Annotated in this window: 20 protein-coding genes; 12 read left to right on the top strand and 8 right to left on the bottom strand. The window is 62.0% G+C overall.

Annotation, left to right across the window (positions count from 1 at the left end; translation table 11 throughout):
- Window positions 1–27: 27 nt before the first annotated feature.
- The 7 genes from CYG48_RS14885 to CYG48_RS14915 all read left to right on the top strand — a co-directional run bounded on the left by CYG48_RS14885 (window position 28) and on the right by CYG48_RS14915 (window position 5,968).
- A complete protein-coding gene (locus CYG48_RS14885) occupies window positions 28–255 on the top strand; it encodes a hypothetical protein (RefSeq protein ID WP_118851086.1) in 228 nt (75 codons plus the stop codon).
- A gap of 123 nt (window positions 256–378) precedes the next feature.
- Window positions 379–984, top strand: a complete 606-nt coding sequence (gene leuD / locus CYG48_RS14890) for a 3-isopropylmalate dehydratase small subunit (RefSeq protein ID WP_118851087.1) — start codon at window positions 379–381, stop codon at window positions 982–984.
- Between the two features lie 12 nt (window positions 985–996).
- Complete coding sequence (locus CYG48_RS14895; protein ID WP_118851088.1) at window positions 997–1,386, top strand: RidA family protein; 390 nt, start codon at window positions 997–999, stop codon at window positions 1,384–1,386.
- A 103-nt stretch (window positions 1,387–1,489) separates the two neighbouring features.
- Entirely contained in the window at window positions 1,490–2,599 is a 1,110-nt protein-coding gene (gene leuB, locus CYG48_RS14900; protein ID WP_118851089.1) for a 3-isopropylmalate dehydrogenase, read from the top strand.
- A 123-nt stretch (window positions 2,600–2,722) separates the two neighbouring features.
- Window positions 2,723–3,565 (top strand): phosphatase PAP2 family protein, encoded by an 843-nt coding sequence (locus CYG48_RS14905; RefSeq protein ID WP_118851090.1) that lies wholly within the window; start codon window positions 2,723–2,725, stop codon window positions 3,563–3,565.
- A 355-nt stretch (window positions 3,566–3,920) separates the two neighbouring features.
- The gene (locus CYG48_RS14910) at window positions 3,921–4,955 is read left to right on the top strand and encodes an aspartate-semialdehyde dehydrogenase (RefSeq protein WP_118851091.1); all 1,035 of its coding nucleotides are present in this window, start codon (window positions 3,921–3,923) and stop codon (window positions 4,953–4,955) included.
- Between the two features lie 200 nt (window positions 4,956–5,155).
- Window positions 5,156–5,968 carry a lytic murein transglycosylase gene (locus CYG48_RS14915; protein WP_118851092.1) on the top strand — a complete coding sequence of 271 codons (813 nt, stop codon included), beginning with the start codon at window positions 5,156–5,158 and terminating at the stop codon, window positions 5,966–5,968.
- Between the two features lie 20 nt (window positions 5,969–5,988).
- Here CYG48_RS14915 and CYG48_RS14920 read toward each other — a convergent pair whose 3' ends face one another.
- Together CYG48_RS14920 and pdxY are read right to left on the bottom strand one after the other, a co-directional pair.
- Window positions 5,989–6,663 carry a carbonic anhydrase gene (locus CYG48_RS14920; protein WP_118851093.1) on the bottom strand — a complete coding sequence of 225 codons (675 nt, stop codon included), beginning with the start codon at window positions 6,661–6,663 and terminating at the stop codon, window positions 5,989–5,991.
- A gap of 78 nt (window positions 6,664–6,741) precedes the next feature.
- On the bottom strand, window positions 6,742–7,617 hold the full coding sequence (pdxY, locus tag CYG48_RS14925) for a pyridoxal kinase PdxY (RefSeq protein ID WP_118851094.1): 876 nt from the start codon (window positions 7,615–7,617) through the stop codon (window positions 6,742–6,744).
- Window positions 7,618–7,807: 190 nt separating this feature from the next.
- Between pdxY and CYG48_RS14930 the strand changes: the two genes are divergently transcribed.
- Both CYG48_RS14930 and CYG48_RS14935 read left to right on the top strand, forming a co-directional pair.
- Window positions 7,808–12,568: an NAD-glutamate dehydrogenase gene (locus CYG48_RS14930; protein WP_118851095.1), complete on the top strand. Its 4,761-nt coding sequence runs from the start codon at window positions 7,808–7,810 to the stop codon at window positions 12,566–12,568.
- A 34-nt stretch (window positions 12,569–12,602) separates the two neighbouring features.
- Window positions 12,603–13,988, top strand: a complete 1,386-nt coding sequence (locus tag CYG48_RS14935; RefSeq protein ID WP_118851096.1) for an MFS transporter — start codon at window positions 12,603–12,605, stop codon at window positions 13,986–13,988.
- Window positions 13,989–14,031: 43 nt separating this feature from the next.
- Here CYG48_RS14935 and purH read toward each other — a convergent pair whose 3' ends face one another.
- From purH to htpX, 4 genes are all read right to left on the bottom strand, one after another.
- The gene (purH, locus tag CYG48_RS14940) at window positions 14,032–15,651 is read right to left on the bottom strand and encodes a bifunctional phosphoribosylaminoimidazolecarboxamide formyltransferase/IMP cyclohydrolase (RefSeq protein WP_118851097.1); all 1,620 of its coding nucleotides are present in this window, start codon (window positions 15,649–15,651) and stop codon (window positions 14,032–14,034) included.
- Between the two features lie 86 nt (window positions 15,652–15,737).
- The gene (locus tag CYG48_RS14945; protein WP_118851689.1) at window positions 15,738–17,420 is read right to left on the bottom strand and encodes a heparinase II/III family protein; all 1,683 of its coding nucleotides are present in this window, start codon (window positions 17,418–17,420) and stop codon (window positions 15,738–15,740) included.
- A gap of 98 nt (window positions 17,421–17,518) precedes the next feature.
- Entirely contained in the window at window positions 17,519–18,922 is a 1,404-nt protein-coding gene (locus CYG48_RS14950; protein WP_445304341.1) for an RsmB/NOP family class I SAM-dependent RNA methyltransferase, read from the bottom strand.
- Complete coding sequence (gene htpX, locus CYG48_RS14955) at window positions 18,913–19,902, bottom strand: zinc metalloprotease HtpX (protein ID WP_118851690.1); 990 nt, start codon at window positions 19,900–19,902, stop codon at window positions 18,913–18,915. Before htpX ends, CYG48_RS14950 begins: the two co-directional genes overlap by 10 nt.
- A 119-nt stretch (window positions 19,903–20,021) precedes the next feature.
- Here htpX and CYG48_RS14960 point away from each other — a divergent pair, with 119 nt between their 5' ends.
- Together CYG48_RS14960 and CYG48_RS14965 are read left to right on the top strand one after the other, a co-directional pair.
- A complete protein-coding gene (locus tag CYG48_RS14960) occupies window positions 20,022–20,240 on the top strand; it encodes a DUF1674 domain-containing protein (protein WP_118851691.1) in 219 nt (72 codons plus the stop codon).
- A 52-nt stretch (window positions 20,241–20,292) separates the two neighbouring features.
- Entirely contained in the window at window positions 20,293–20,739 is a 447-nt protein-coding gene (locus CYG48_RS14965) for a thermonuclease family protein (protein ID WP_118851099.1), read from the top strand.
- Between the two features lie 35 nt (window positions 20,740–20,774).
- On the opposite strand, the gene acs is transcribed toward CYG48_RS14965, so the two are convergent.
- The gene (gene acs / locus CYG48_RS14970; RefSeq protein ID WP_118851100.1) at window positions 20,775–22,727 is read right to left on the bottom strand and encodes an acetate--CoA ligase; all 1,953 of its coding nucleotides are present in this window, start codon (window positions 22,725–22,727) and stop codon (window positions 20,775–20,777) included.
- A 229-nt stretch (window positions 22,728–22,956) separates the two neighbouring features.
- Here acs and CYG48_RS14975 point away from each other — a divergent pair, with 229 nt between their 5' ends.
- A complete protein-coding gene (locus CYG48_RS14975) occupies window positions 22,957–23,667 on the top strand; it encodes a DUF1013 domain-containing protein (protein WP_118851101.1) in 711 nt (236 codons plus the stop codon).
- Between the two features lie 60 nt (window positions 23,668–23,727).
- Here CYG48_RS14975 and CYG48_RS14980 read toward each other — a convergent pair whose 3' ends face one another.
- Entirely contained in the window at window positions 23,728–25,659 is a 1,932-nt protein-coding gene (locus tag CYG48_RS14980; protein ID WP_118851102.1) for a propionyl-CoA synthetase, read from the bottom strand.
- Between the last annotated feature and the right edge of the window lie 39 nt (window positions 25,660–25,698).

Genomic DNA, 25,698 nt, shown 5'->3' on the forward strand with positions numbered 1-25,698 from the left:
CATTCTCAGGTGAGAAAGGTATCGTCCATGCAAAACATCCGCGCATTCCTTGTCATCGTATCGGCCATCGCAGTGCTTGCCATGGCAGCTCTCCTGACGGCATCGCTGACTGTCGCGTTTGCGGGTACGCTCGCAATCCTGTCGATCGGTCGTGCAGTTTCGATGCGCCTCAAGCCGGTTCCGGTGAAGGCAAAGGCCAAGCAGGACCAGATGCGCGTCTGGAATGACGGCCGCGGGACAATCATCGACCTTTAATCAAGGCCGATGGCGCAACCGGTCGCAGGCCTTCGGCGTACCGGTTGTCCCCAAACAGTCCTTCAAATTCCCGGACTTTTGCTTTAAGGCAGCTTCCACATCATCCCCATGTGGAGGCCGATCATGGAAAAGTTTACAAAGCTCACCGGCGTAGCCGCGCCGCTTCCGGTCATCAATATTGACACGGACATGATCATTCCGAAGGATTACCTCAAGACCATCAAGCGCACCGGTCTTGGCAAGGGTCTCTTCTCCGAAGCCCGTTACAACGACGACGGCACGGAAAATCCGGATTTCGTTCTCAACAAGCCCGCTTATCGCAACGCCAAGATTCTGGTCGCCGGCGATAATTTCGGCTGCGGCTCGTCGCGCGAGCACGCGCCCTGGGCGCTTCTCGACTTCGGCATCCGCTGCGTGATCTCCACCAGCTTTGCGGACATCTTCTACAACAACTGCTTCAAGAACGGCATTCTGCCGATCGTCGTCTCTCCGGAAGACCTGGAGAAGCTCATGGACGATGCCGAGCGTGGCGCCAACGCCATCCTGACGGTTGACCTCGAAGCCCAGGAAATCACCGGTCCCGATGGTGGCTCGATCCATTTCGACATCGATCCCGGCCGCCGCCACATCCTGCTCGAAGGGCTGGACGACATCGCCTCCACGCTGAAGAGCGACAGCGCCATCAGCAGCTTCGAAAGCAAGACCAGCGCCCAGCGCCCCTGGCTCTGACCGGAGCCCGTCATGGTCCAGCGCATCTCATCCGGATCGCCCTTTGAAGCGCGGATCGGTTATTCGCGTGCCGTCGTTGACCGGGACATGGTCTATGTCTCGGGCACGACCGGCTACGATTATGCCACGATGCAGATGCCGGATGATGTTGCAGCCCAGACCCGCAATGCGCTCGGCACCATCGAAAAGGCATTGAAGGAAGCGGGCAGCGGCCTGCAGGATGTTGTGCGGGTGCGTTATTACCTCGTCGACATGGCCGATTACGATGCCGTGGTTGCGGTTCTTGGTGAAACATTTGCCGACATCCGCCCCGCCGCGACAATGGTCGTGTGCGGGCTGACCACGCCGGACATGAAGATCGAAATCGAGGTGACGGCCCGCATCGGCGCCGGCGCTTCCTGAACCATCAAAGCCTCGTCCTGCGCGGCAGGCTCGGACGAGGTATGCCAGACGCGGATGTCCCGCGGCGGGAGGATCAAGAGCCTGCTCGTGAAAAGGGATATACATGGCAAAGAACCTCTTCCTCCTCCCCGGTGATGGCATCGGCCCCGAGGCCATGGGCGAAGTCCGCAAGATCATCGCCCACATGAACGACGCGATGGGCGCCGATTTCGCACTCGATGAAGGCCTCGTCGGGGGTAGCGCCTATGACGCCCATGGCGCCGCGATCTCGGAAGAGGACATGGCCAAGGCCATGGCAGCAGACGCGGTCCTGTTTGGCGCGGTCGGCGGCCCGAAATGGGATCACGTTCCTTATGAAGTACGCCCGGAAGCCGGCCTCCTGCGACTGCGCAAGGACATGGAGCTCTTCGCCAACCTTCGCCCGGCGATCTGCTACCCGGCACTGGCATCGGCTTCCTCGCTGAAGCCGGAACTCGTTGAAGGCCTCGACATCCTGATCGTCCGCGAACTCACCGGCGGCGTCTATTTCGGCGAACCGAAGGAGATCATCGATCTCGGCAACGGCCAGAAGCGCGGCATCGACACCCAGGTCTACGACACCTATGAGATCGAGCGCATCGCCGGCGTCGCCTTCGAGCTGGCACGCACCCGCAAGAACGCCGTCTGCTCCATGGAAAAGCGCAATGTCATGAAGTCGGGCGTGCTTTGGAACCAGGTCGTCACGGAAACCCACAAGCGCTCCTACTCCGACGTCAAGCTTGAGCACATGCTGGCCGATGCCGGCGGTATGCAGCTTGTCCGCGCGCCCAAGCAGTTCGACGTGATCGTCACCGACAACCTGTTCGGCGACATGTTGTCTGACGTCGCGGCCATGCTCACCGGCTCGCTCGGCATGCTGCCGTCGGCCTCGCTCGGCGCACCGGACGCCAAGACCGGCAAGCGCAAGGCGCTTTATGAGCCGGTGCACGGGTCGGCGCCGGATATCGCCGGCAAGGGCATTGCCAACCCGATCGCCATGATCGCCTCGTTTGCCATGTGCCTGCGCTATTCCTTCAACATGGTGAAGGAAGCCGACAACCTCGAAAAGGCGATCGCGAACGTGCTCGACCAGGGCATCCGCACGAGCGACATCATGGCCGAAGGCGCCCGCCAGGTCGGCACGACCGAGATGGGCGACGCGATCCTCAAGGAATTCGCAAGCCTCTCTGCCTGACATTTGAATCAAGGCCTCCCCACACGGGGAGGCCTTAGCCCCCCTGCTGCGGTCACAACCTCTACCCAAGTTTCAGATTCTATGGGAGAAGCAGGAGCGAAATCCTGCCTTTGGAAGAGGTCGATGAAGCGCACGATCGGGAAGCTGAGACTACGGCGCGACCGTTACCGGTCGGCGCCACCTTTACCGCGCCTGTGGTCTTTCGCTTTGGTGACGATCAACCTGATCCTCATCGCCTTCCTGATCCTTGATACACCGGTCGGATCCTACGCGCCGCACACCCCTTATATCCTCAGGCGCATCGGCCGTATCGTCACCGAATTCGGCAATTCCGGCTGGGTCCTGCTCGCAAGCGCCTTGCTGTTCTTTGAAGCTTGGGCCGTGACCCGCCTGGCGCCGACATGCAAGGCCCGCGTTCAGGCCATGTATGTCACGCATATCGCCGCCTTCATGTTGATCTCGGTCTCTCTGTCGGGACTGGCTGCAAACGTGCTGAAACGGGCGATTGGCCGAGCCCGGCCAGGCATGTTTGCCGAATGGGGTGCCTTCGGTTTCCAGCCCTTCGCGCATAACTCGCGATTTGAAAGCTTCCCCTCCGGTCATGCGACAACGGTGGGTGCCATTCTCATGGTGCTTGCGCTTCTCGCGCCGCGCTACCGGGTCTTGTTCGTGATCTCGGCGCTGTGGCTTGGCTTGTCGCGCGTGCTGGTGGCCATGCATTACCCGAGCGACGTGGTGGCAGGCCTCACCTTCGGTGCCTGGTGTTCGCTGCTCGTCGCCATCATGTTTGCCCGCCACGGCCTCCTGTTCCGGCAGGCGACAGACGGTTGGCCGGTGCTGCGTCGTCCGATCCCGTTCGGGCTGCGGCCCAACTGGACGGCACTGCCGCTGCCGCCCCGCGGCGTGCCTCCCAAGCCACCGACACCCGTCGACGTCACGCCGCCAGCCGGCCTGAAGCCGCTGTAACGCAAATCGGCTACGACTGACCCGCGCAGTCCAACCCGCGCGGGTGACGACCCTCCTGCCATGCTTCCCTTGACTCGCGCCAAAAATCTTCTAAACAGCTTCGCGAACGGGAAAACACCCATGCGCGTCCGCGAGCACCACATCGCTGCTTTCGCATCGCCGGCCTTCCAGGCCGGTCAACGGGCATGTTTTGCCGCTTTCTCCAAAACCAAGGCCAAAACGACGACGAAAACCGTCTGACGTCTCTGGCCCGCCGCTCTCTCCCCGGCAAGGCCGGGGACCGGAACTCCGCGCCGGCTAAAGGTGCGGCTTCCCCCTCACCAGATCGAGGAGAGACAGAAAAGAGAGCAAGATAATGGGTTTCAAGATCGCAGTCGCCGGAGCAACCGGCAATGTCGGCAGGGAAATGCTGACCATCCTCTCCGAGCGCGGCTTCCCGGCCGATGAAGTCGTGGCTTTGGCTTCCGCCCGCAGCCAGGGCACGGAAGTTTCCTTTGGCGACAAGACGCTGAAGGTTGCCAACCTGGAGAACTACGATTTCTCCGATACCGATATTTGCCTGATGTCGGCTGGCGGCGATGTGTCCAAGAAGTGGTCGCCGAAGATCGGCGCGCAGGGCTGCGTCGTGATCGACAACTCGTCCGCCTGGCGTTACGACGCCGAGGTGCCGCTCATCGTTCCGGAAGTGAACGCCGACGCGATCTCGTCCTTCTCCAAGAAGAACATCATTGCGAACCCGAATTGCTCGACCGCCCAGCTCGTCGTGGCACTGAAGCCGCTGCACGACGTGGCGAAGATCAAGCGCGTTGTGGTTTCGACCTACCAGTCCGTTTCGGGCGCCGGCAAGGAAGGCATGGACGAGCTTTTCACGCAGACGCGCGCTGTCTTCGTCGCCGACCCGGTCGAATCCAAGAAGTTCACCAAGCGCATCGCCTTCAACGTCATTCCGCACATCGATAGCTTCATGGAAGACGGCTACACGAAGGAAGAGTGGAAGGTCCTGGCCGAAACCAAGAAGATGCTTGATCCCAAGATCAAGGTCACCTGCACGGCCGTGCGCGTTCCGGTCTTCATCGGCCACTCCGAGTCCGTCAACATCGAGTTCGAAAACGAGATTACCGCTGACCAGGCGCGTGAGATCCTGCGCGAAGCACCGGGCTGCCTTGTCATCGACAAGCACGAGAACGGCGGATACATCACCCCGGTCGAATGCGCCGGCGAAGACGCCACCTACATCTCGCGTATCCGCGAAGACGCAACCGTCGAGAACGGCCTCAACATGTGGGTCGTCTCCGACAACCTGCGCAAGGGCGCGGCTCTCAACGCCGTCCAGATCGCCGAACTGCTGGTCAACCGCGCGCTGATCAAGCCGCGCAAGGCCGCAGCCTGAGCGTATCGGATTATTAAGCATGTTGAAGTAGTAGACCTCGCCAGAAATGGCGGGGTTTACTTGTCATCGCACCGGGTTCACGAACTATTCATGAGCCTCAGGCTTGCGATTGTTTGTTTGCACCGTCATAAGGCCGCCTTCAGCACACATTCCGGGCGCTTCCGGCCGAGCGGCCCGGCATTAGAAACGGGTTTGACAGCATGAAAAAGATATTGCTGGCAGGATTGATCGCTTCGGGCTTCATGACCGCCAATCCAGCACTGGCTGCCCTTCAATGCGGCAATGACTCTTCCGGCTTTGCCCGCTGGGTCGATGAATTCAAGCGCGTGGCACCCGCCAACGGCATCAACCCGTCGGTCGTGGAACGTGCTTTCGCCAACGTTTCCTACAACCGCGCCACGATCAGCGCTGACCGCGGCCAGAAAAGCTTCAAGCTTTCCTTCGAGGAATTCCTGAAGAAGCGCGGCGGAGCGGCGATTGTTTCGCGCGGCAAGACCATGAAGAAGAACCAGGCCCAGTTGCTGGCGTCGATCGAGCGCCGTTACGGCGTGCCGGCAGGTCCGCTGCTGGCGATCTGGGGCATGGAAACCGGCTTCGGCAACTTCATGGGCGACCAGCACACGCTCTCGGCTGTTGCAACGCTCGCTTACGACTGCCGCCGCTCTGCCTATTTCACCGAACAGCTTTACGCAGCACTTCAGCTCGTGGCCCGCGGTGATCTTAGCGTAAATGCCCGTGGCGCCGCCCATGGCGAAATCGGCCAGACGCAGTTCCTGCCACTCAACGTCATCCGCTACGGCGCTGACGGCGACGGCGACGGCCATGTCGATATGGTCCGCTCGCGTGCCGACGCACTGGCGTCGACCGCAAACTTCCTGAAGGGCCATGGCTGGCGTCCGGGTGCTGGTTACCAGCCGGGTGAGCCGAACTTCGTCGCCATCCAGGGATGGAACGCTGCAAGCGTTTATCAGCGCGCCATCGCCTATCTCGGCGCGCAGATCGACGGGAAGTAATCAGAAAAGACCGTAAAGTTTCAGGCCGAGGTCTGCTCGGCCTGAACGTTTACGCCGTTAAGCTCGGGGCGCATGAAGTCGCCCTGCTCGTCCATCACCCAAAGTTCGCCGGTCGAAATATCAAACCAGGCGCCATGGACGTCGAGCGCGCCGGTTTCGATCCCGTTGCGGACGAACGGGAACGTCTTCAGGTTGGCAATGGAGTTGCGGATGGAGACGCGCTCCAGCGCGGTCTGCCGCTCGCTTGCCGTCATCAGGTTGTTGCTCTGGATCTGTTCGGCGGCCGGCCGCACCAGCGACATCCAGCGGCCGATGAAGTCACCGGGCGAAAGCGGCTCGAGGTTCGGGTCGAGCGCCGCCTGGATGCCCCCGCAGCGGCCATGGCCCATCACCACGATATTGTCGATCTCCAGCACCTGCACGGCATATTCGATTGCCGCCGACGTGCCGTGGAACTGGCTGTCCGGCTCGTAGCGCGGCACCATGTTGGCGACGTTGCGGACCACGAAGAGCTCGCCCGGACCGCAATCGAAGATGGTTTCCGGCGCCGCGCGTGAATCGCAACACGCAATCAGCAGCGTGTGGGGCTTCTGCCCCTTTTCAGCCAGGAGCCGGTAGCGTTCACGCTCGTCGGTGTAGCGACCGCTCATGAAGTTGCGGTAACCCGCAAGAAGCCTGTTTGGAAAATCGGTCATGGCTAAAACGCTTATCCCTCACCCAGTCGAAGATCAACGGTGCCAGTCGAAGATCAACCGTGATTCTGCGCCAGTGACCTAACGCTGGCGCTTGCTTTGCAGCGGATGCACGAGCCGGCGCATCTGTACCATCGCCATCGGCGTGGAGAGGCTGTTCGCGTCGGTTTCGAGCGTCAGTTCGTCGCCACCGCGCTTGGACGTGCGCGCCAGGATCTCGAACACGCTTGCCGTCGAGAGCTGAAGCGCTCTCTCCTCGTCCATGCCTGCGAGGATCCGGCCGGTGAACAAGGCGCCCAGCAGGTCGCCGAGCCCGTTCGGCGGATTGTCGATCAGGCGGTGCTCGGCGAGCAGCGCATGTTTTCCGGTAAGGTAGAGGTTGCCCGTGCCTCCCGCCATCATCGGCACGGCCGAGGTCACGAGAATGCGAGGCGGACCAAGCGCCACGGCCGCATCCATGATCGCGGCATTGGTTTCGAGCGGGGCGCCCGAGAGCCAGGCGAGCTCGTAGCGATTGGGCGTCGCAATCGTTGCAAGCGGGATCAGCTCGTCACGAATGGCTTCGGCCGTCGGCTGCGGAATGTAGAGCCCGCCAAGGTCGCCCATGACGGGATCGCAGACATAAAGCAGGTCCGGATTCTTTTCCTTCAGCGCTCGGATCAGGCGCGCCACCGCACGCGGCTGCCCGGCATTGCCGAAATAGCCCGTCAGCACCGCCTTTACCTCACCCAGCCATGGCGCGCGAATGAGATCGTCTATAGCTTTGTCGAAATCTGATTCGGGGAAAGTCAACCGAGTAGAAGGTCCATGACCGGGATGCCACGGAAGAACCACGGTCGGCATTGCCCAGACGGGAAAACCAAGCGTTTCCAGCGCGAAAACGGCTGCGCGATTTCCCACCGAACCTCGCACCACATGGCTGGAAATGACGATGACGGCCTTGCTGCTGTCTTGCATGTGTTTCGCTTCCGGCTTGGCTGGAATGTCAGCTACGTAGGGCCGTTGATCGGTTTTTCGCCTCGGCATGTCAACACGACATCAACGAGGGAGGCAAAGGTTCGCGCTCCGCCCAAGAGCGGCCACCTTGCCACCGCATAAGCAAGACTGCACAAAAGCAATACGACGATAGACCGACCGGGAGGAAAAAGTGGCGGCCAGACAGAATCCGAAGCGGGAAAAGCAGCTCGAAAAGGCACGCCAGCTTTTGGCGGGCAATGAAGGGCCAAGCCTCGACCCCGTCATCCTGTTCGGTCGCGCCAGCGAGGATGACCTGGAGAACTACCCGCCGGAAATGCTGGCGCTGGCTGCCAGGCATGCCGGCAAGAGGCTTCAGGCCTGGAGCCGTATCAATCCCGACGTGACGGTCGAAACCGTCGAAGGTGTCGAGCCGAACGGCCAGCAGGTCTGCATCCTCACGGTTGTAGACCGGAACATGCCGTTCCTGTTCGATTCGGTGATGGGCGAAGTCGCCGCGAGCCACCGCGACCTGCTGATGGCGGTCCACCCGATCCTCACCCTTGAGCCCGGCAAGGAGCCGGTGCTTCGCTCGAAGGAAAAGCCGAGCAATCCGGCCCACCATGTCAGCCTGATCCAGATTCACATCGCTCTTCTGGGTGAGGAGCAGGCGAACCATCTCGTCGAGCGGATCCGCTACATTCTCGACCAGGTGCATCTGTCGATCACCGACTGGTCCTCCATGCTGGAGGTTCTCGACGGCGCACAAAAGCAGCTTTCCAGCGCCAAGGGCCGCCGCCAGACCGACCGTGATGAGGCGCTCGCCTTCCTCGACTGGCTGCGGGACGACAACTTCACCTTCCTTGGCATGCGGGAATATGTGTATTCCGGCAAGGGTGCCAACGCCACGGTCGAGCGAGGCAAGGGTCGCGGCCTCGGCATCCTCTCCGACCCGGATGTCCTGGTTCTGCGCCTCGGCAAGGATCAGGTAACAACGACGCCGGAAATCCTGGAATTCCTGGATGGTCCGGATTTCCTCATCGTTACCAAGGCGAACGTCAAGTCCGTCGTCCACCGGCGCGTCTACATGGACTATGTCGGCGTCAAACGCTTCGACGAGAAAGGCAATGTCGTCGGCGAGTTGCGGATTGTCGGCCTGTTCACGGCAACGGCCTATACCCATTCGGTCCGCGAAATCCCGCTGCTGCGCGCCAAGGTTTCCCGTGTCGAGAGCCATTTCGGCTTCGACCCAGACAGCCATTCCGGGCGCATGCTGCAGAACACGCTGGAATCCTATCCGCGCGACGACCTCTTCCAGATCGACACCGACCTGCTTGCCCGCTTCTGCGAGCAGATCATGGAATTGAGCGAGCGCCCGCGGGTCCGCGTCCTGCCGCGCATCGACCATTTCGACCGCTTCGTGTCGGTTATCGTTTATGTCCCTCGTGAGGACTACAATTCCATCGTCCGCGAGAAGATCGGCACCTATCTGGCCGACGTGTTCGACGGTCACGTCTCAGCCTATTACCCGGCCTTCCCGGAAGGCACGTCCGCGCGCGTCCACATGATCATCGGTCGGCGCGGTGGCAAGACACCGCGCATCCCGCAGCCAAAGCTTGAGGAAGCGATCCGGCTGATCGCCACTCCGTGGGAGGAACGCTTCGCAGCGCTTGCTGACGCTGGCCCGCGACTTTCCGTGACCAACGCCTTCCAAGAAGCCTTTACGCCGGAAGAAACCTTCGAGGACCTGCCGGACATCGCCGCCTGCGCGGATGGTGAAACGATCCGCATCAATTTCTACCGTCGTCCGACCGATGCCGCCGATACGATCTCGCTGAAGATCTTCCATGCCGAGCGCCACCTGTCGCTGTCGCGCCGCGTGCCGCTTCTCGAAAATCTCGGTTTCCATGTCGTCAGCGAGCAGACCTTCGAGATCCATGTCGGGCCCGAGGCCCGGCTTGTCGTCCTGCATGACATGGAGCTGCAGCTCGGCAACGAGCGCGCCGTCGATCTCCTGCGCGATGGGCCTCTGCTGGAGGAAGCCTTCCTCTCGGCCTTCAATGGCCTCATCGATAACGACAGCCTCAACCGGCTCGTGTTGCTCGCTGGTCTTTCCGCCCGCGAGATCACGGTGCTGCGCGCTTATTCACGATACCTTCGCCAGACGGGCATCGTGTATTCGCAGACCTATATCGCGGACGTCCTCAACAAGTACCCGGGCATCTCTGCCTCGATCTTCCAGCTCTTCCGCGAAGGCTTCGACCCCAAGATCGCAGAGAAGGCACGTACAAAGAAGCTGACCGAACGCCACGCCGAGATAGAGGAAGCGCTCGGCCAGGTGCCGAATCTCGATGAGGACCGCACGCTGCGCCGTTTCGTTAATGCGGTGGATGCCACGCTACGCACCAACTACTTCCAGCACGACGAAAACGGCCAGCCGAACAGGATGCTGGCCTTCAAGCTCGACCCAAAGCTGCTCGATGGCCTGCCCGAACCCCGGCCGTTCCGCGAGATCTATGTCTATGGCACGGAGGTCGAAGGCGTGCATCTTCGCTTCGGCAAGGTGGCGCGCGGCGGCCTGCGCTGGTCGGATCGCGGCGAAGACTACCGCACCGAGATCCTCGGCCTCGTGAAGGCACAGCAGGTCAAGAACGCCGTCATCGTTCCCGTCGGCGCCAAGGGCGGCTTCTTCCCCAAGATGCTGCCGGTGGGCGGCTCGCGCGATGCCTTCTTCAACGCCGGCAAGGAAGCCTACAAGACCTTCATCCGCACGCTTCTTTCGATCACCGACAACATCGTCGGCACCGAGGTTGTCGGCCCGGACAACACCGTCCGCATCGATGGCGACGATCCGTATTTCGTCGTCGCGGCCGACAAGGGCACCGCAACCTTCTCCGACACCGCCAACGGGCTGGCGCAGGAAGCTGGATTCTGGCTCGATGACGCCTTCGCCTCTGGCGGTTCGGCCGGTTACGACCACAAGAAGATGGGCATCACCGCCCGCGGCGCCTGGGAGGCGGTCAAACGCCACTTCCGGGAGAAGGACATCGACATCCAGACGACGCCGTTCACGGTCGCCGGTGTGGGCGACATGTCCGGCGACGTTTTTGGCAACGGCATGCTGCTGTCGCGCAAGATCCGCCTTATCGCCGCCTTCGACCACCGCGATATCTTCATCGATCCCGATCCGGACATGGAGAAATCGTTTGCGGAGCGCGAGCGGCTGTTCAACCTGCCGCGCTCGAGCTGGCAAGATTACGACCGCTCGGCCCTCTCCGACGGCGCGATGATTATCTCCCGGACGGAAAAGTCGGTGAAGCTGACGAGCCAGGCCGCTGCCGCAATCGGACTGGAGAAGACGGCCGCCACCCCGTTTGAGATCATGACAGCGATCCTGAAGGCCCCGGTCGACCTGCTCTGGTTCGGCGGCATCGGCACCTATATCAAGGCCGCATCGGAAACCGATGCGGAAGTCGGCGACCGCGCCAATGACGCGATCCGTGTCAACGGCACCGAAGTTCGCGCCAGCGTCATCGGCGAAGGCGCCAATCTCGGCGTTACCCAGAAGGGCCGCATCGCCTATTCGCTGAATGGCGGGCGCTGCAATTCCGATGCGATCGACAACTCCGCAGGCGTCAACTCCTCTGACGTCGAGGTCAACATCAAGATCGCCCTGAACCGGGCGATGCAGGACGGCCGCCTGACGCGCGAGAAGCGCAACCAGTTGCTTGCTTCGATGACCGATCAGGTTGCCAATCTGGTGTTGCGCAATAACTACCTGCAGCCGCTTTCGATCTCCCTCGCGGAAAAGAAGGGCACCGGCAATCGGGAAGAACTATCGCGCCTGATGTCCGTGCTGGAGTCCCAGGGCCAGCTGAACCGCCTGGTGGAAACGCTTCCCGATGACGCGGAACTGGCCGAACGCTACCAGTCTGGCCGGCCGCTGACCCGGCCGGAGATCGGCGTGCTCTTGTCCTATTCGAAGATCGTCCTCTTCGACGCCCTCATCGACAGCACCGTCCCGGATGATCCCTACTTCTCAGCCGTCCTGAAGGATTACTTCCCGGCCAAGATGCAGAAGGCGCATGCGGCCGATATCGAAAACCATCGATTGCACCGCGAGATTATCGCCACGACGCTTGCCAACGAAGCTATCAACCGCGGCGGACCCGGCTTCGTGCAGCAGATCAGCGACATGACCGGCGCTACCGCTGCCAATGTCGTGAAGGCTGCCTTCATTGCCCGCGACGGCTTCGACCTGCCCGCCCTCTGGTCTGCGATCGACACGCTCGATGGAAAGATCTCAGGCCAGGTCCAGAACGACCTTTACGCCGCCGTCAGCCGTGTCTTCGTTGGCGCAACCTATCTCATCCTGCAGACCCAGGCGGGTGCCGGCGCCATGGCCGAAACCATTGCCCGGCTGAAGGCGGCACTCAAGGGCATGCGCAGCGCGATCGGCACCCGGGAGATGGTGGAGAATGCCGCCCGCGCCTCCGAACTCGAAGCCCAGGGGGCTCCGGCCGAGCTTGCCCGCGAGATCCTGCTCCTGCCGACCCTGGTACTGGTGCCGGAAATCATGCTGATCGCCGAACGTACGGGCGAAACCTTGGCACGCGCCGCCGACAGCTACTTCGCCGTCACCGAGAAGCTCCGGGTCGATCGCCTGATCAGTGCCGGCGAGCGCATCACGACCTCCGAACACTATGAAAGCCTGGCGCTCTCCCGCAGCCTGCAGCAGATCGGTTCAGCACGCCGCGACATAGTCATCGCCGCCTTGTCCAGCCATCCGAAGGAAAAGAAGCCGGTGGAGGCATGGCATGCGGCGGACCGCATCCGCGTCAATCGCCTCGGTGCCGAGATCGTCGCGTTGAGCGACGGAAGCGACCTCACGCTGCCGAAGATCACCGTCGCCGCCGGCCTTCTCAACGATCTTGCGCACCGAACGGCGATGTAGGACAAGAGCCGCACAAGCACGGCTGGAGGGTGGGATGGTCGCTCGCGTTGAGGATGTGCCGACGACCGCAAGCCGGCGCGGCATCTGGGGCTGGATGTTGTTCGACTGGGCAGCCCAGCCCTTCTTCACCGTTGTCACCACCTTCATCTTCGGGCCCTATTTCGTGGCCCGCCTCACCGAGGATCCAGTCTCCGCGCAGGCAGCGTGGAGCAACATGGCGACGATCTCCTCGATCATCATCGCCGTCTTCTCGCCGATCCTTGGCTCGATCGCCGACCAATCCGGCCCGCGCAAGCCATGGATCGCCGCCTTTGCGGTGGTGAAGATCACCTGCCTTGCCGCCCTCTGGTTCGCCGAACCCGGCTCGCCGATCATCTGGCCGATGATCTTCATGATCCTCGCCTCGATCGCCGCCGAGTTCTCGACCGTCTTCAACGATTCCATGATGCCGCGCCTCGTGTCGAAGGATGAGGTCGGCCGGATCTCCAACGTTGCCTGGGGGCTGGGTTACCTTGGCGGCATGATCGTGCTGATCGCCGTTGTGACGCTGCTCGCCGCCAACCCGGATACCGGACGGACGCTGATCGGCATTCCGCCGCTCTTCGGGCTCGACCCCGCCCGAGGCGAGGATGCACGCATCACCGGCCCGCTCGCGGCCGTATGGTTCTTCCTGTTCATCCTGCCGATGTTTTTCTTCACGCCGGATGCCAAGCAGGGCCTGCCGCTGGCCAAGGCCGTGCGCAGCGGCCTTTCCGAGCTCAAGGGCACGCTGGACGAGTTGCGCCAGCGCAGCAGCATCACTAGGTTTCTCATCGCCCGCATGTTCTACCAGGATGGCGTCAACGGCGTGCTGATCCTCGGTGGCGCCTTCGCGGCCGGCATGTTCGGCTGGGCGACAATCGAGATCGGCATCTTTGGCATTCTGATCAATGTCGTGGCGATCTTCGGCTGCATCGTCGCCGGCGCGCTCGATCGCCGGATGGGCTCAAAGACGGTCGTTGTCATCAGCCTGGTGATCCTGGTCGCCGCGACGCTCGGCATCGTCTCCACCGGACCGGGCTATACCTTCTTTGGCCTGTGGCAACTGCCCGGCGCGGACGCCGGCGGGCTGTTCGGCACTGCCGCCGAAAAGGCCTATGTCGTGTTTGGGTTGCTGATTGGCCTATCGTTTGGGCCAGTGCAGGCGTCGTCGCGGTCCTATCTCGCCCGCAGCGTCGCGCTGGATGAAGCCGGGCGTTATTTCGGCATCTACGCCCTGTCAGGTCGGGCAACAAGTTTCCTCGCCACCCTCGCCTTTTCGGCCGTCACCTATGCGACCGATTCAGCCCGCCTTGGAATGTCGACCCTGCTGGTCTTCCTCCTCGGGGGGCTGCTGCTCCTGCTTGCAACACCCTATCCCGCGGATCGTCCCGCGAGATAAATCCTTCTCCCCGCACCCGGGGAGAAGCTGGCTTGAGAGGCGCTTAGTGCCGGAAGTGGCGCATGCCGGTGAAGACCATCGCCACGTTGTGTTCGTTGGCAGCGGCGATCACCTCATCATCGCGCATCGAGCCACCCGGCTGGATGACGGCCGTGGCGCCCGCAGCAATGGCGGACAAGAGGCCGTCAGCGAAGGGGAAGAAGGCTTCCGAAGCAACTGCCGAGCCCTTGGTGAGCGGCTGCGCCCAGCCCATGGCCTTGGCCGCTTCCTCGGCCTTCAGGCCGGCGATGCGTGCGGAATCGATGCGGCTCATCTGGCCGGCGCCGATGCCGGCCGTCTGGCCATCCTTGGCGTAAACGATGGCGTTCGACTTCACATGCTTGGCAACCTTGTAGGCGAACTTGAGGTCGGCGAGTTCGGTTTCGGTCGGTGCACGCTTGGTAACCACGCGAAGATCGATGTCCTCGATCATGCCGTTGTCACGGGTCTGCACCAGCAGGCCGCCGGCAACGGTCTTGGCGGTGAGGCCGCGCGAGCGCGGGTCAGGCAGGCCACCTGTCACCAGCAGGCGCAGGTTCTTCTTGGCTGCGATGATTCGCTGCGCCTCAGGCGAGACGTCGGGCGCGATGATGACTTCGGTGAAGAGCTTGACGATCTCTTCAGCCGTTTCGGCATCCAGCAACTGGTTGAGCGCGATGATGCCGCCGAAGGCCGAGGTGGAATCGCAGGCCAGCGCCCGCAGATAGGCGTCCTTCAGCGTCGGCCCGACAGCCACGCCGCAAGGGTTGGCATGTTTGATGATGGCGCAGGCCGGACCACTGGTTTCCGGCGCAAACTCGCCGATCAGTTCGAAGGCGCCATCCGTGTCGTTGATGTTGTTGTAGGAAAGCTGCTTGCCCTGCAGGAGCCTCGCCGTCGCAACGCCCGGGCGGTTTTCGCCCGTCACATAGAAGCCGGCGCTCTGGTGCGGGTTCTCGCCATAGCGCATTTCTTCCTTCAGGATACCGCCGATGGTGCGGTAGCGCGGGATCTCGATATCGAGCGCCTCGGCAAACCAGTTGGAGATCGCCGTGTCGTAAGCGGCCGTGCGGGCATAAGCCTTGGCGGCAAGCTTCTGGCGGAAAGCATACGCCGTCTGGCCGTCGTTGGAACGCAGCGCTTCGATGAGCGACGGATAGTCGGAAGGATCGGTGACGATCGTCACGTAGGCATGGTTCTTGGCTGATGCGCGGATCATCGCCGGCCCGCCGATGTCGATGTTCTCGACGGTCGTCGGGTAATCTCCGCCCGCTGCACGCACTTCCTCGAACGGATAGAGGTTGATGACGGCAAGATCGATGCCTTCGATGCCGTGCTCCTTCATCGCCGCAACATGTTCGGCATCATCACGGATCGACAGCAGGCCGCCATGCACGTTCGGATGCAGCGTCTTGACGCGCCCGTCCATGATTTCCGGGAAACCGGTGACCTCCGAAACGTCGGTTACCGCAAGGCCCGCCGCCGCAATCGCCTTGTGGGTGCCGCCGGTCGACAGCAGCTTTACGCCCTGCTCGATCAGCGCCTGCGCCAGTTCAATGATGCCGGTCTTGTCCGAAACGGAAAGCAGGGCGGTGCGAACTTTCACATGATCGGGAGCGGGGATTTTTTTGGAAGCGACAGCCATTGCTCTCTCCTGAAAGGCACGGGGCAATATCCGTGCGCGAGCTACGATGGGGCCGGTTACCATAGCTTGGGGAAAGAGGAAACGCCCTATTCGCCGCGGCGCAGCATCCAGCGGATGTCGGTGGTCTCCGGAAGCGTCAGCTCGATCACCAGTTGCTGGCTCGGCCGCACGCCGGAAACATCCGCAAAGAAGATATCCTCATCGATCATCACATGCAGCCCGGGCGCGGTGAAGATCCAAGTCTCGCCGTCCGGCGCGCGCATGCGAACGCTCTCGTTGTCCTGGCGGGAAAGAGCGATTGCTGGATGGATATGGAAGCGTGCTGCAGCGCTCAGGATCTCGTCGCACTGAGGTTTTCCTTCCGGCACGAGAAGCCGGTCATGTCCCTTGATCTTGTTGCCCTTGGCAGCCAGCCCGATCTCGCGTTGATGGAGATATCCGAACTCGTTCAGGTAACCGTCGTGGCTTGCCCGCAGCCAGTCGTTACCGTGTGGATCCTCCCATCGCTCGACCTGCACGTCCGACACGCCGCCGATGATCAACGGGCCCGTGAGACGTGACTTTGAGAAACGGCTCGACGAGGTTTCGTTCAGCGTGACGGTGGAATGCGCCGCCGTGGAGCGAGCCGCGTCGCGGTAGCTGCGCGAGCCATTTTTCGGCGTGCCGGAATTGATGATGAAGCGGTGCCGGCCGGACGACATCTCGAACGACAGGCAGCCGGCATTGGCGCCACGTGACAGGTCGCTCGAGGAGGGGTGGCCGGTATCGACGATGATCGTCGTTCCTTCGGTCGACAGGCGCTGGTAGTTCATGTGCGGCAGCGCCTTGAACGGCTTGCCTGCCGTCTCGTCGTAACGCAGCACGGAGATGAGCTCGCTGGCTGGCGTCGCCGTCGCCCCGTTGAACAGGGCAAGATCGCCGCCCTGGTGGCGGAAGAAGCGCAGCGCCGGATACATGCGGTCGATCGCTGGTATCAGCTTCTGCGGCAGGTCGTGCCCGAGATTGATATAGGTCTGGCGCAACGGCAGCAGGTCGATCAACAGGTCGAGAATGGCGCGCGGATTGCGCGAAACATGACCGCCATCGGCAAGGATCTGCCGCTCCAACTCGCGGTCCAGCCGGTTGCCCTCGCGGCGGATATAGGCGGCGCGCGTCGGCATGGAGATCGACGCCATCGCAAGTGCGATGCGCATGCGCAGCCGCGCTTCCCCCGCTGGCGTGCATCCGATCAGCTTTCTCAAGTACCGCACCTGGTAAGCGAGGCTTTTCATGAAGCGGCGATAGAAGCCGGCCTCGGCCCCCTGCAGGATCACGGTGGAATGCGACAGCCAGGCGATCACCCGCTCGGCAAGCACGTTGGCCTCCCAGGCCACACCCCGGCGGCGTTTCCCATGCCTGGCGATCCATTCGCCAACCAGCTGGCGGGCGTGTGCACAGGCCGCTTCCGTCTTGTTGGCACGGATATGCCTCAGCCATGCGAAGGAATGCAGCCGTTCGGCGAAGGAATGCGATGGCAAGTCGACGGTAAATGGCGAATGGCCAAGGGTTTCGAGCACGCGTCCGGCCAGCAGGTAGCGCCCTTCGAGCATCTCTTCGGCCACGAAGGGATCAAGCGCCCTCAGGTCCGTCGGCGCAACGATCAGCCGGTCGGGCACCTGGAGCATGGAGGAAGTGACGGCCAGCCGAAATCCGACGCTGCGCCGACAAAGGCGCCGTCCGATCTCCCGCAGGCCGGAAGAGAACATCCTCCGGCGGTCGGCGAGCCGCATCATCAATCTGAATCACTCCACGATGGCTCGACCGGAGGCCGAGACCGGAATCAATTTTAGCTAAAGCGAAATGGTGCGCTCTTATGGTGAATAAAAGCTTACGAAGCGACCCAGATGACGCTGGCGAAGAAGCCGTCCATGCCACCGGCAAAACGCTCGTCGCCCGGCAGCATGGCCGGCGTTGTGCGGAATTCCCCAAGCTCGGTGACCGCCGTCTCAAGGCCCGGCCAGTCCTTTGCGTCCACCGGCACGCGCTGCAGGTGCGGGTTGTCGGCAAGCACCCGTTCGACCAGGTCCTCACCTTCGGCCGGATCAAGCGAGCAGTTGGAAAACACCACCACACCCCCCGGTTTTACCAGCGTCACCGCATGGCGCAGCATCCGCTCCTGGAGCGCGGCAAGCTTGGCGATATCCTCCGGACCCTTCGTCCAGAGCACATCCGGATGCCGGCGCGTCGTTCCGGTCGAAGAACAGGGCGCATCGAGCAGCACGCCGTCGAGAAGCGTGTCCGGCTTGTAGTTGAAGAGGTCGCCACCAATCAGTTCTGCCTGCATGCCGAGGCGCGCGAGATTCTCCTTCAGGCGCGCAAGACGGTTGGGCGACTGCTCCACGGCGGTGACTTTAGCACCACCGGCGATCAGCTGTGCCGTCTTGCCGCCGGGTGCGGCGCAAAGGTCGGCAATCCGCTTTCCCTTGAGCTCGGCAAACAGCTTGGCGGGAATGGACGCGGCTGCGTCCTGCACCCACCATTCACCGTCACCATAACCTTCCAACCCCGAGACGGCCCCCTCGAAGGATGCGAGGCGTACGCTGCCGGTCGGCAGCACCTTTCCGTCCAGCTTCTCTGCCCAGCCCTGTGGGTCCGACTTGACGGTGAGGTCGATCGCAGGCGGCACGAGCTGCGCCTCGGCAATCCGCGCTGCTTCATCTACGCCATAGGCAGCCGTCAAACGCTTGGAATACCAGGCCGGCACCGGAGAAACAGCGGCCGTCGCTGCCAGCACCTCATCCTTCTCGCGCACCAGCCGGCGCAGTACGGCGTTCACGAGCTTGGCGAAACGCCGGTTGCGCGGATCACGGTTCGCCTGTTCGACCGCCAGGTCGACGGCGGCATGCGACGGCACGTCGAGATGCAGGATCTGCGCGGCCGCCACGACCAGCACATGATGCAGCGCCCGTGCGCCTTCCGGCAGCGGCGAACCGATCAGCGAGGCTATGGCTGCTTCCAGACGCGGAAGGTGGCGAAGCGCCGTCGTCAGGATCGCGCGCGTCAGCGCCCGATCCGCGTCACTCAGCGCTTTATACGCAGGGTTACCGTGGGTGAGGTCCAGCATGCCGTCGAGGGAAATCTTCCGCTCGACAACGGCGGCCAGCAGCTTGGCGGCCGTTGCCCGCACTTCGAGGCCGGGCTTGAGCGCCGGCCGGTCTGGCCGAGCACCCTCGGTCTTCTTTTTCGGCTTGAAGTTGGACGAGGTGTTGTTTTTCTTTTCGTTCAAGACCAGGGCCCTTTGCGCGGTTCATCCCGACCGCGGCCCCAGGGTGAGTTGTCACCCGTATTTGGTACGGAACGCGCAGTGCGCTGCGGTCTAGCAGCACGGCGGCTTCCCGTCGACCCACCGCCTCCAAAGCCGCTGGAGAAGCCGCCAGCCATCTGCTGGAGCGCCGCGATACGGTTTTCCGTGTTGGGATGGGTCGAGAACAGGTTGTCCATGCGCTCGCCTGAAAGCGGATTGATGATGAACATATGCGCCGTGGCCGGGTTACGCTCCGCCTCGTAGTTCGGGATCACCTGAGCCGAGCCGGCAATCTTGGCAAGCGCCGAGGCAAGCCACAGCGGGTTGCCGCAAATCTCCGCGCCACGACGGTCGGCCGAATACTCGCGCGTGCGGCTGATCGCCATCTGCACCAGCATCGCGGCAAGCGGCGCCACGATCATCGCCACAAGCACACCGATGAAACCGAGCGGATTGCCGTTGTTCTCGCGGTTGCCGCCGAAGAAGAAGGCGAAGTTGCCGAGCATCGAGATGGCACCGGCAAGCGTCGCCGTGATCGTCATGGTCAGCGTGTCGCGGTTCTGGATGTGCGCCAGCTCATGCGCCATTACGCCCGCCACTTCCTCATGGCTCAAGCGCTGCAAGAGCCCGGTCGACGCCGCCACCGCCGCGTTCTGAGGGTTGCGGCCGGTCGCGAAGGCGTTCGGCTGAGGGTTGTCGTAGATATAGACCTTCGGCATCGGCAGGCCGGCATTGGCAGCCAGGTCGCGAATCATGTTGTAGAATTCCGGTGCCGTGCGCGCATCGACCTCCTGCGCATGATAGGCCGACAACACCATCTTGTCGGAATTCCAGTAGGAAAACAGGTTCATGCCCGCCGCAATCAGCAGCGCGATCATCATGCCGCCCCTGCCGCCGATCAGGAAGCCAACGCCCATGAACAGGGCCGTCATGAAGGCCAGAAGCATGGCGGTGCGCATTACATTCATCGTCATCTCTCCTATGCCGGTCTTCAAGAAATCGTCAGGGGTTTTCTGAAGGTCGGGAACGTCCTAAATATGTGGTCTGATCCATCATCCTTTTCAATAAACTTCCAGTGATCTTGACCATGCAGAACGCAGACAATGATAACGGCGCCACGGCTCAAGACCAGGCCGCAGAGCCAAAGGTCCTGTCACCGGCTGCGCAGCGTGCGCTGAAGGAAGCGGAAGAACGTCGGCAGGCCGAAGCCAAGACCGCCATGCCGGAAGAATTCGGCGGACGCGGCGGTGCAGATCCGGCCCGCTTCGGCGATTGGGAAATCAACGGCCGCGCCATCGATTTCTGAGAAGGCATAAATTCCTATTGACGTGATCTCATAATTGGAATTTATTCCTTGCATGACTCGCGCCCTGCTGCTCGCACTCGTCCTTGTTGGCGTTGCCTCCGCCCCTGCCTTGGCGCGGGAGGAAGTGGCAGGTCCCGTCGCCGCCGAGATCCTGCGCGTAATTGACGGGGACACTCTGCTGGTGGAGGCCCGGCCCTGGCCGCAGCAGAAGATGGAGGTCTATGTCCGCATCCGCGGCATCGACGCGCCGGAGATCAAGTCGAAGTGCGCGCGGTTTAGCGAGGCCGGCATGAACGCCCGCCAGGCGCTGGAGATCCTTGCCTCGGCCTCGCCGCAGATCCAGCTCACCCATATCTCCGGCGACAAGTATTTCGGGCGGATCGTCGCCGATGTCATTCTCTCGGATGGGCGCAGCGCCGCCGAAGGCCTTCTGCGCGCCGGTTTGGTCAACGCCTATGACGGCGGGCGCAAGCCACGCGAAGCTTGCCCTGTCAACTGAAAAGGCCACCCGTTTTTCCCGGATGGCCTTTCTTGTTAGCTGGTCTTGTTCTGCCGATTGGCGATCAGGTCATCCACCACCGCCGGATCGGCAAGCGTGGACGTGTCGCCGAGAGAGCCGAAATCGTCCTCGGCGATCTTGCGCAGGATACGCCGCATGATTTTGCCGGAACGTGTCTTCGGCAAGCCCGGCGCGAACTGGATCTTGTCCGGCGCAGCGATCGGGCCGATCTCCTGGCGCACATGCTTGATCAGTTCCTGGCGCAGCGCATCGTCGCCCTCATGGCCTGACATCAGCGTGACATAACAATAGATGCCCTGCCCCTTGATGTTGTGCGGGTAACCGACCACCGCGGCTTCCGAGACCAGGTTGTGCGAAACCAGCGCCGACTCCACTTCGGCCGTGCCAAGCCGGTGGCCGGAAACGTTAAGCACGTCGTCGACGCGACCGGTGATCCAGTAATAGCCGTCTTCATCGCGGCGGCAGCCGTCACCGGTGAAATACTTGCCCTTGTAGGTGGAGAAGTAGGTCTGGATGAAGCGCTCGTGGTCACCATAGACGGTGCGCATCTGGCCCGGCCAGGAGTCGGCAATGCAGAGATTCCCGTCTGCCGCACCCTCCAAAATCTTGCCCTCGGCATCAACCAGCTCCGGCTTAACGCCGAAGAACGGCTTGGTGGCCGATCCTGGCTTGAGGTCGGTCGCGCCCGGCAGCGGCGTGATGAGATGGCCGCCGGTTTCCGTCTGCCACCAGGTATCGACGATCGGGCAACGGGCGTCACCCACCACGTTGTAATACCATTCCCAGGCTTCCGGGTTGATCGGTTCGCCGACCGTGCCGAGAAGCCGAAGGCTGGCACGCGAGGACCGCTTCACGAACTCGTCGCCGGCACCCATCAGCGAACGGATCGCCGTCGGTGCGGTGTAGAAGATGTTGACCTTATGCTTGTCGATGATTTCCCAGAACCGACCCTGGTCCGGGAAGTTAGGCACGCCTTCGAACATCAGCGTCGTGGCGCAGTTCGCCAATGGTCCGTAGACGATATAGGAATGGCCGGTGACCCAGCCGACATCGGCCGTACACCAGTAAATGTCCCCGTCATGGTAATCGAAGGTGTATTCGTGCGTCATGGCCGCGAACACCAGATAGCCACCGGTCGTATGCAGCACGCCCTTAGGCTTGCCCGTCGAGCCGGAGGTGTAGAGGATGAACAGCGGGTCTTCCGCCTTCATCTTCACCGGCTCGCAATGCGGTTTCACCGTTGCGATTTCCTCGTGATACCAGAGGTCGCGGCCGGTGGCCCAGTTGGTCTTGCCGCCGGTGCGGCGAACCACCAGCACCTTGTTGACGATGACATGCTGGCGCGCCGCGATATGGATCGCCTTGTCGGTGTTTTCCTTCAGTGGCACCGGCTTGCCGCCGCGCACGCCTTCATCGCAGGTGATCACGAAGGTCGATTGGCAGTCAACGATACGCCCGCCAAGCGCTTCGGGTGAAAAGCCGCCGAACACGACCGAATGCACGGCGCCGATGCGGGCGCAGGCGAGCATCGCGTAAGTGGCTTCCGGGATCATCGGCATGTAGATCGTGACGCGGTCGCCCTTCTTCACGCCATGCTTCTTCAAGACGTTGGCGAGGCGGCAGACCTGCTCATAGAGCTGGTTATAGGTGATCTTCTTGTCGATATACGGATTGTCGCCTTCCCAGATGATCGCCGTGCGCTCGCCATGGGTCTTCAGGTGACGGTCGATGCAGTTATACGAAACGTTGAGGAGCCCGTCCTCGAACCATTTGATCGATACCTTGCCCTTGAACGAGGTGTTCTTGACCTTGGTGTAAGGCCTGAACCAATCGATGCGCTTGCCGTGCTTGCCCCAGAACTTGTCCGGATCCTCGATGCTCTCCTCGTACCATTTCTCGTACTTGTCCTTGTCGATCAGGGCTTTGGCACGAGCGGACTTGAGAACCGGATACACTTTTTCGGACATTAACTCCTCCTTGTGACAAGCAACTGGCGACTCCACCCGTCAGCAGCTTATCGCCCATACAACAGGAGGAACAAGGTCCACAATTAGACGAAGGGGCAATTTGAGACGCCGACACAACGGAAGATTTACATTCTGTGTCATTTCGATTATACGGCGGTGAATTCCCGGAAATTGTGGTTGATACCCACGGCCCGCGACACCGGCGCGGACGGACAGAGGAACTATACCCATGGCCCAACAATTGCTGATGCCGAAAGCCACCGCCGTCTGGCTTGTCGATAACACCGCACTTTCGTTCGACCAGATCGCGCAGTTCTGCAAGCTTCACCCGCTTGAGGTGAAGGCAATCGCTGATGGCGAAGCGGCCCAGGGCATCAAGGGCCTCGACCCGATTGCCACCGGCCAGCTTTCCCGCGATGAGATCCAGCGTGGCGAAAAGGACGTCAACTACAAGCTCAAGCTGCTTGAGCCGAAGGTGCGCGTGCCGGAAACCAAGCGCCGTGGCCCGCGCTACACGCCGGTTTCCAAGCGCCAAGACCGCCCGAACGCCATTCTCTGGCTGGTTCGCAACCATCCGGAACTGAAGGACGCCCAGATCTCGCGTCTCGTCGGCACCACCAAGTCGACGATCGAGCAGATCCGCGAGCGTACCCACTGGAATTCCACCAACCTGACGCCGATGGACCCCGTGACGCTTGGCCTCTGCAGCCAGATCGATCTCGATCTCGAAGTGGAGAAGGCATCCAAGGGCCGTCCGCTGCCGACCGCTGCCGAACTCGGCGCATCGTTGCAGCCGGCAACCGAGACCGAAAACCTCGACTTCAGCTACCGCAGCCCGCGTGAAGAAGAAAAAGAAATCGATGCGGATGCCGTCTTCGCGAAGCTCTCTTCGCTCAAGTCGACCCGCCGCGACGAGGATGAAGACGAAGATCGCTTCTAAGCACCGTCTCCAGGATCATACGAAAGCCGCGGGATCAGCTGATCCCGCGGCTTTTTTGTTTCAGGCGCTCTGCTTCAGGCTGCCGCCGTCCTTCGCATAACCATTTTCCTTCAGGATCGTCGTGATCTCGTCGAGCACCGTCGGATCCTCGATGGTTGCCGGCATCTTCCACGGCATGTTGTCGGCGATCTTCTGCATCGTGCCACGCAGGATCTTGCCTGACCGCGTCTTCGGCAGCTTGTGCACCACCATCACCGTCTTGAAGGCCGCCACAGGTCCGATCTCGCTCCGAACCATGTTGGTCACTTCCTTGGCGATATCAGCTGTTTCCCGTGAAACATGGTTCTTCAGCACCAGGAAACCGCAGGGAATCTGCCCCTTGGTGGCATCGTGGACGCCAATGACCGCACACTCGGCAACATCGGGATGTTTGGCGCAGACCTCCTCCATGGAGCCGGTGGAAAGCCGGTGGCCTGCGCAGTTGATGATGTCATCCGTGCGCGCCATCACGAAGAGATACCCCTCCTCGTCGATCACGCCGGCATCCGCTGTCTTGTAATAGCCGGGAAACTCTTTCAGGCAGGCGTCGCGGAAGCGATCATCCGCGTTCCAGAAGCTGACCAGGCAGCCGGGAGGCAGCGGCAGCTTGATGACGATGTTGCCAAGCATGCCGCGCGGCACCGGCTTGCCCTCGTCATCCAGCACGTCGAGCGCATAGCCTGGCATCGGCTGTGTCGGCGAACCATGCTTGACCGGCATGAGGCCCAATCCGACGGTGTTCGCAACGATCGGCCACCCGGTCTCGGTCTGCCACCAGTGGTCGATCACCGGCACCTTCAGCTTCTCCTCGGCCCAGCGCAGCGTTTCAGAGTCTGCCCGTTCACCGGCCAGGAACAGCGCCCGCATGCCGCTGAGGTCGTAATGCTGAATGAGCTCGCCATCCGGATCATCACGGCGAATTGCCCGGAAGGCGGTCGGTGCCGTGAACAGCACCTTCACGTCATGATCGCGGACGACGCGCCAGAAGGTACCGGCATCGGGCGTGCCCACCGGCTTGCCTTCGAAGATGACGCTGGTATTGCCCGTCAGCAGCGGCGCATAGACGATGTAGGAATGGCCGACGACCCAGCCGATGTCGGAAGCGGTCCAGAAAACCTCGCCCGGCTTCATGCCGAAGATGTTGAACATGCTCCACTGCAGCGCCACCATGTGCCCGCCATTGTCGCGCACGACCCCCTTGGGCTGGCCAGTGGTGCCGGATGTGTAGAGAATGTAGAGGGGATCAGTTGCCTTGACCGGCACGCAATCGACCTGCTGGCCGCGCGCCTTGGAAACGGTTTCTGCAAAATCGAGCTCGCCTCGTTCGGCGCTGAGTTCCGCCTGGAGCTGCGGTCGCTGCAGGACGAGGCAGTTCTTCGGCTTGAGGCGCGCCATCTCCACCGCCTGGTCGAGAAGTGGCTTATAGGCAACCACCCGCCCCGGCTCGAGGCCGCAGCTCGCGCTGATCACCAGTTTCGCTTCCGAATCGTCCAGGCGGGCGGCGAGCTCCTGCGCGGAAAACCCGCCAAAGACGACGGAATGCACCGCACCAATTCGAGCGCAGGCCAGCATGGAAAACACCGCCTCGGGCACCATCGGCATGTAGATGACGACGCGGTCGCCCTTTTGAATGCCGAGGTCAAGCAAGGTGGCAGCAATCGCCTGAACCTCGACAAGCGTTTCCGCATAGGTGAAGGTGCGGGTCTCACCTGTCATGGCGCTGTCGTGGATGAAGGCCCGGTGGTTGCCGCGGCCGGCGGCCACGTGCCTGTCGAGACAGTTATAACAGGTATTGGTTTCGCCCCCGACGAACCAGCGCCCATAAACGCCTTGCTCGGGATCGAAGATCTTCTCCGGCTGCTTGAACCAGTCGATTGCCTCGGCGGCTTTCCCCCAGAACCCTTCCGGATCCTGCTGCCAGCCACCGTACACCTCGAAATAGCGGCTCTGCATCTGCTCCTCCCGTTACACTGCGCTGCCTAGATGCAGCTA

The organism is Neorhizobium sp. SOG26, from assembly GCF_003491345.1.
Taxonomy (GTDB): Bacteria; Pseudomonadota; Alphaproteobacteria; order Rhizobiales; family Rhizobiaceae; genus Neorhizobium; species Neorhizobium turbinariae.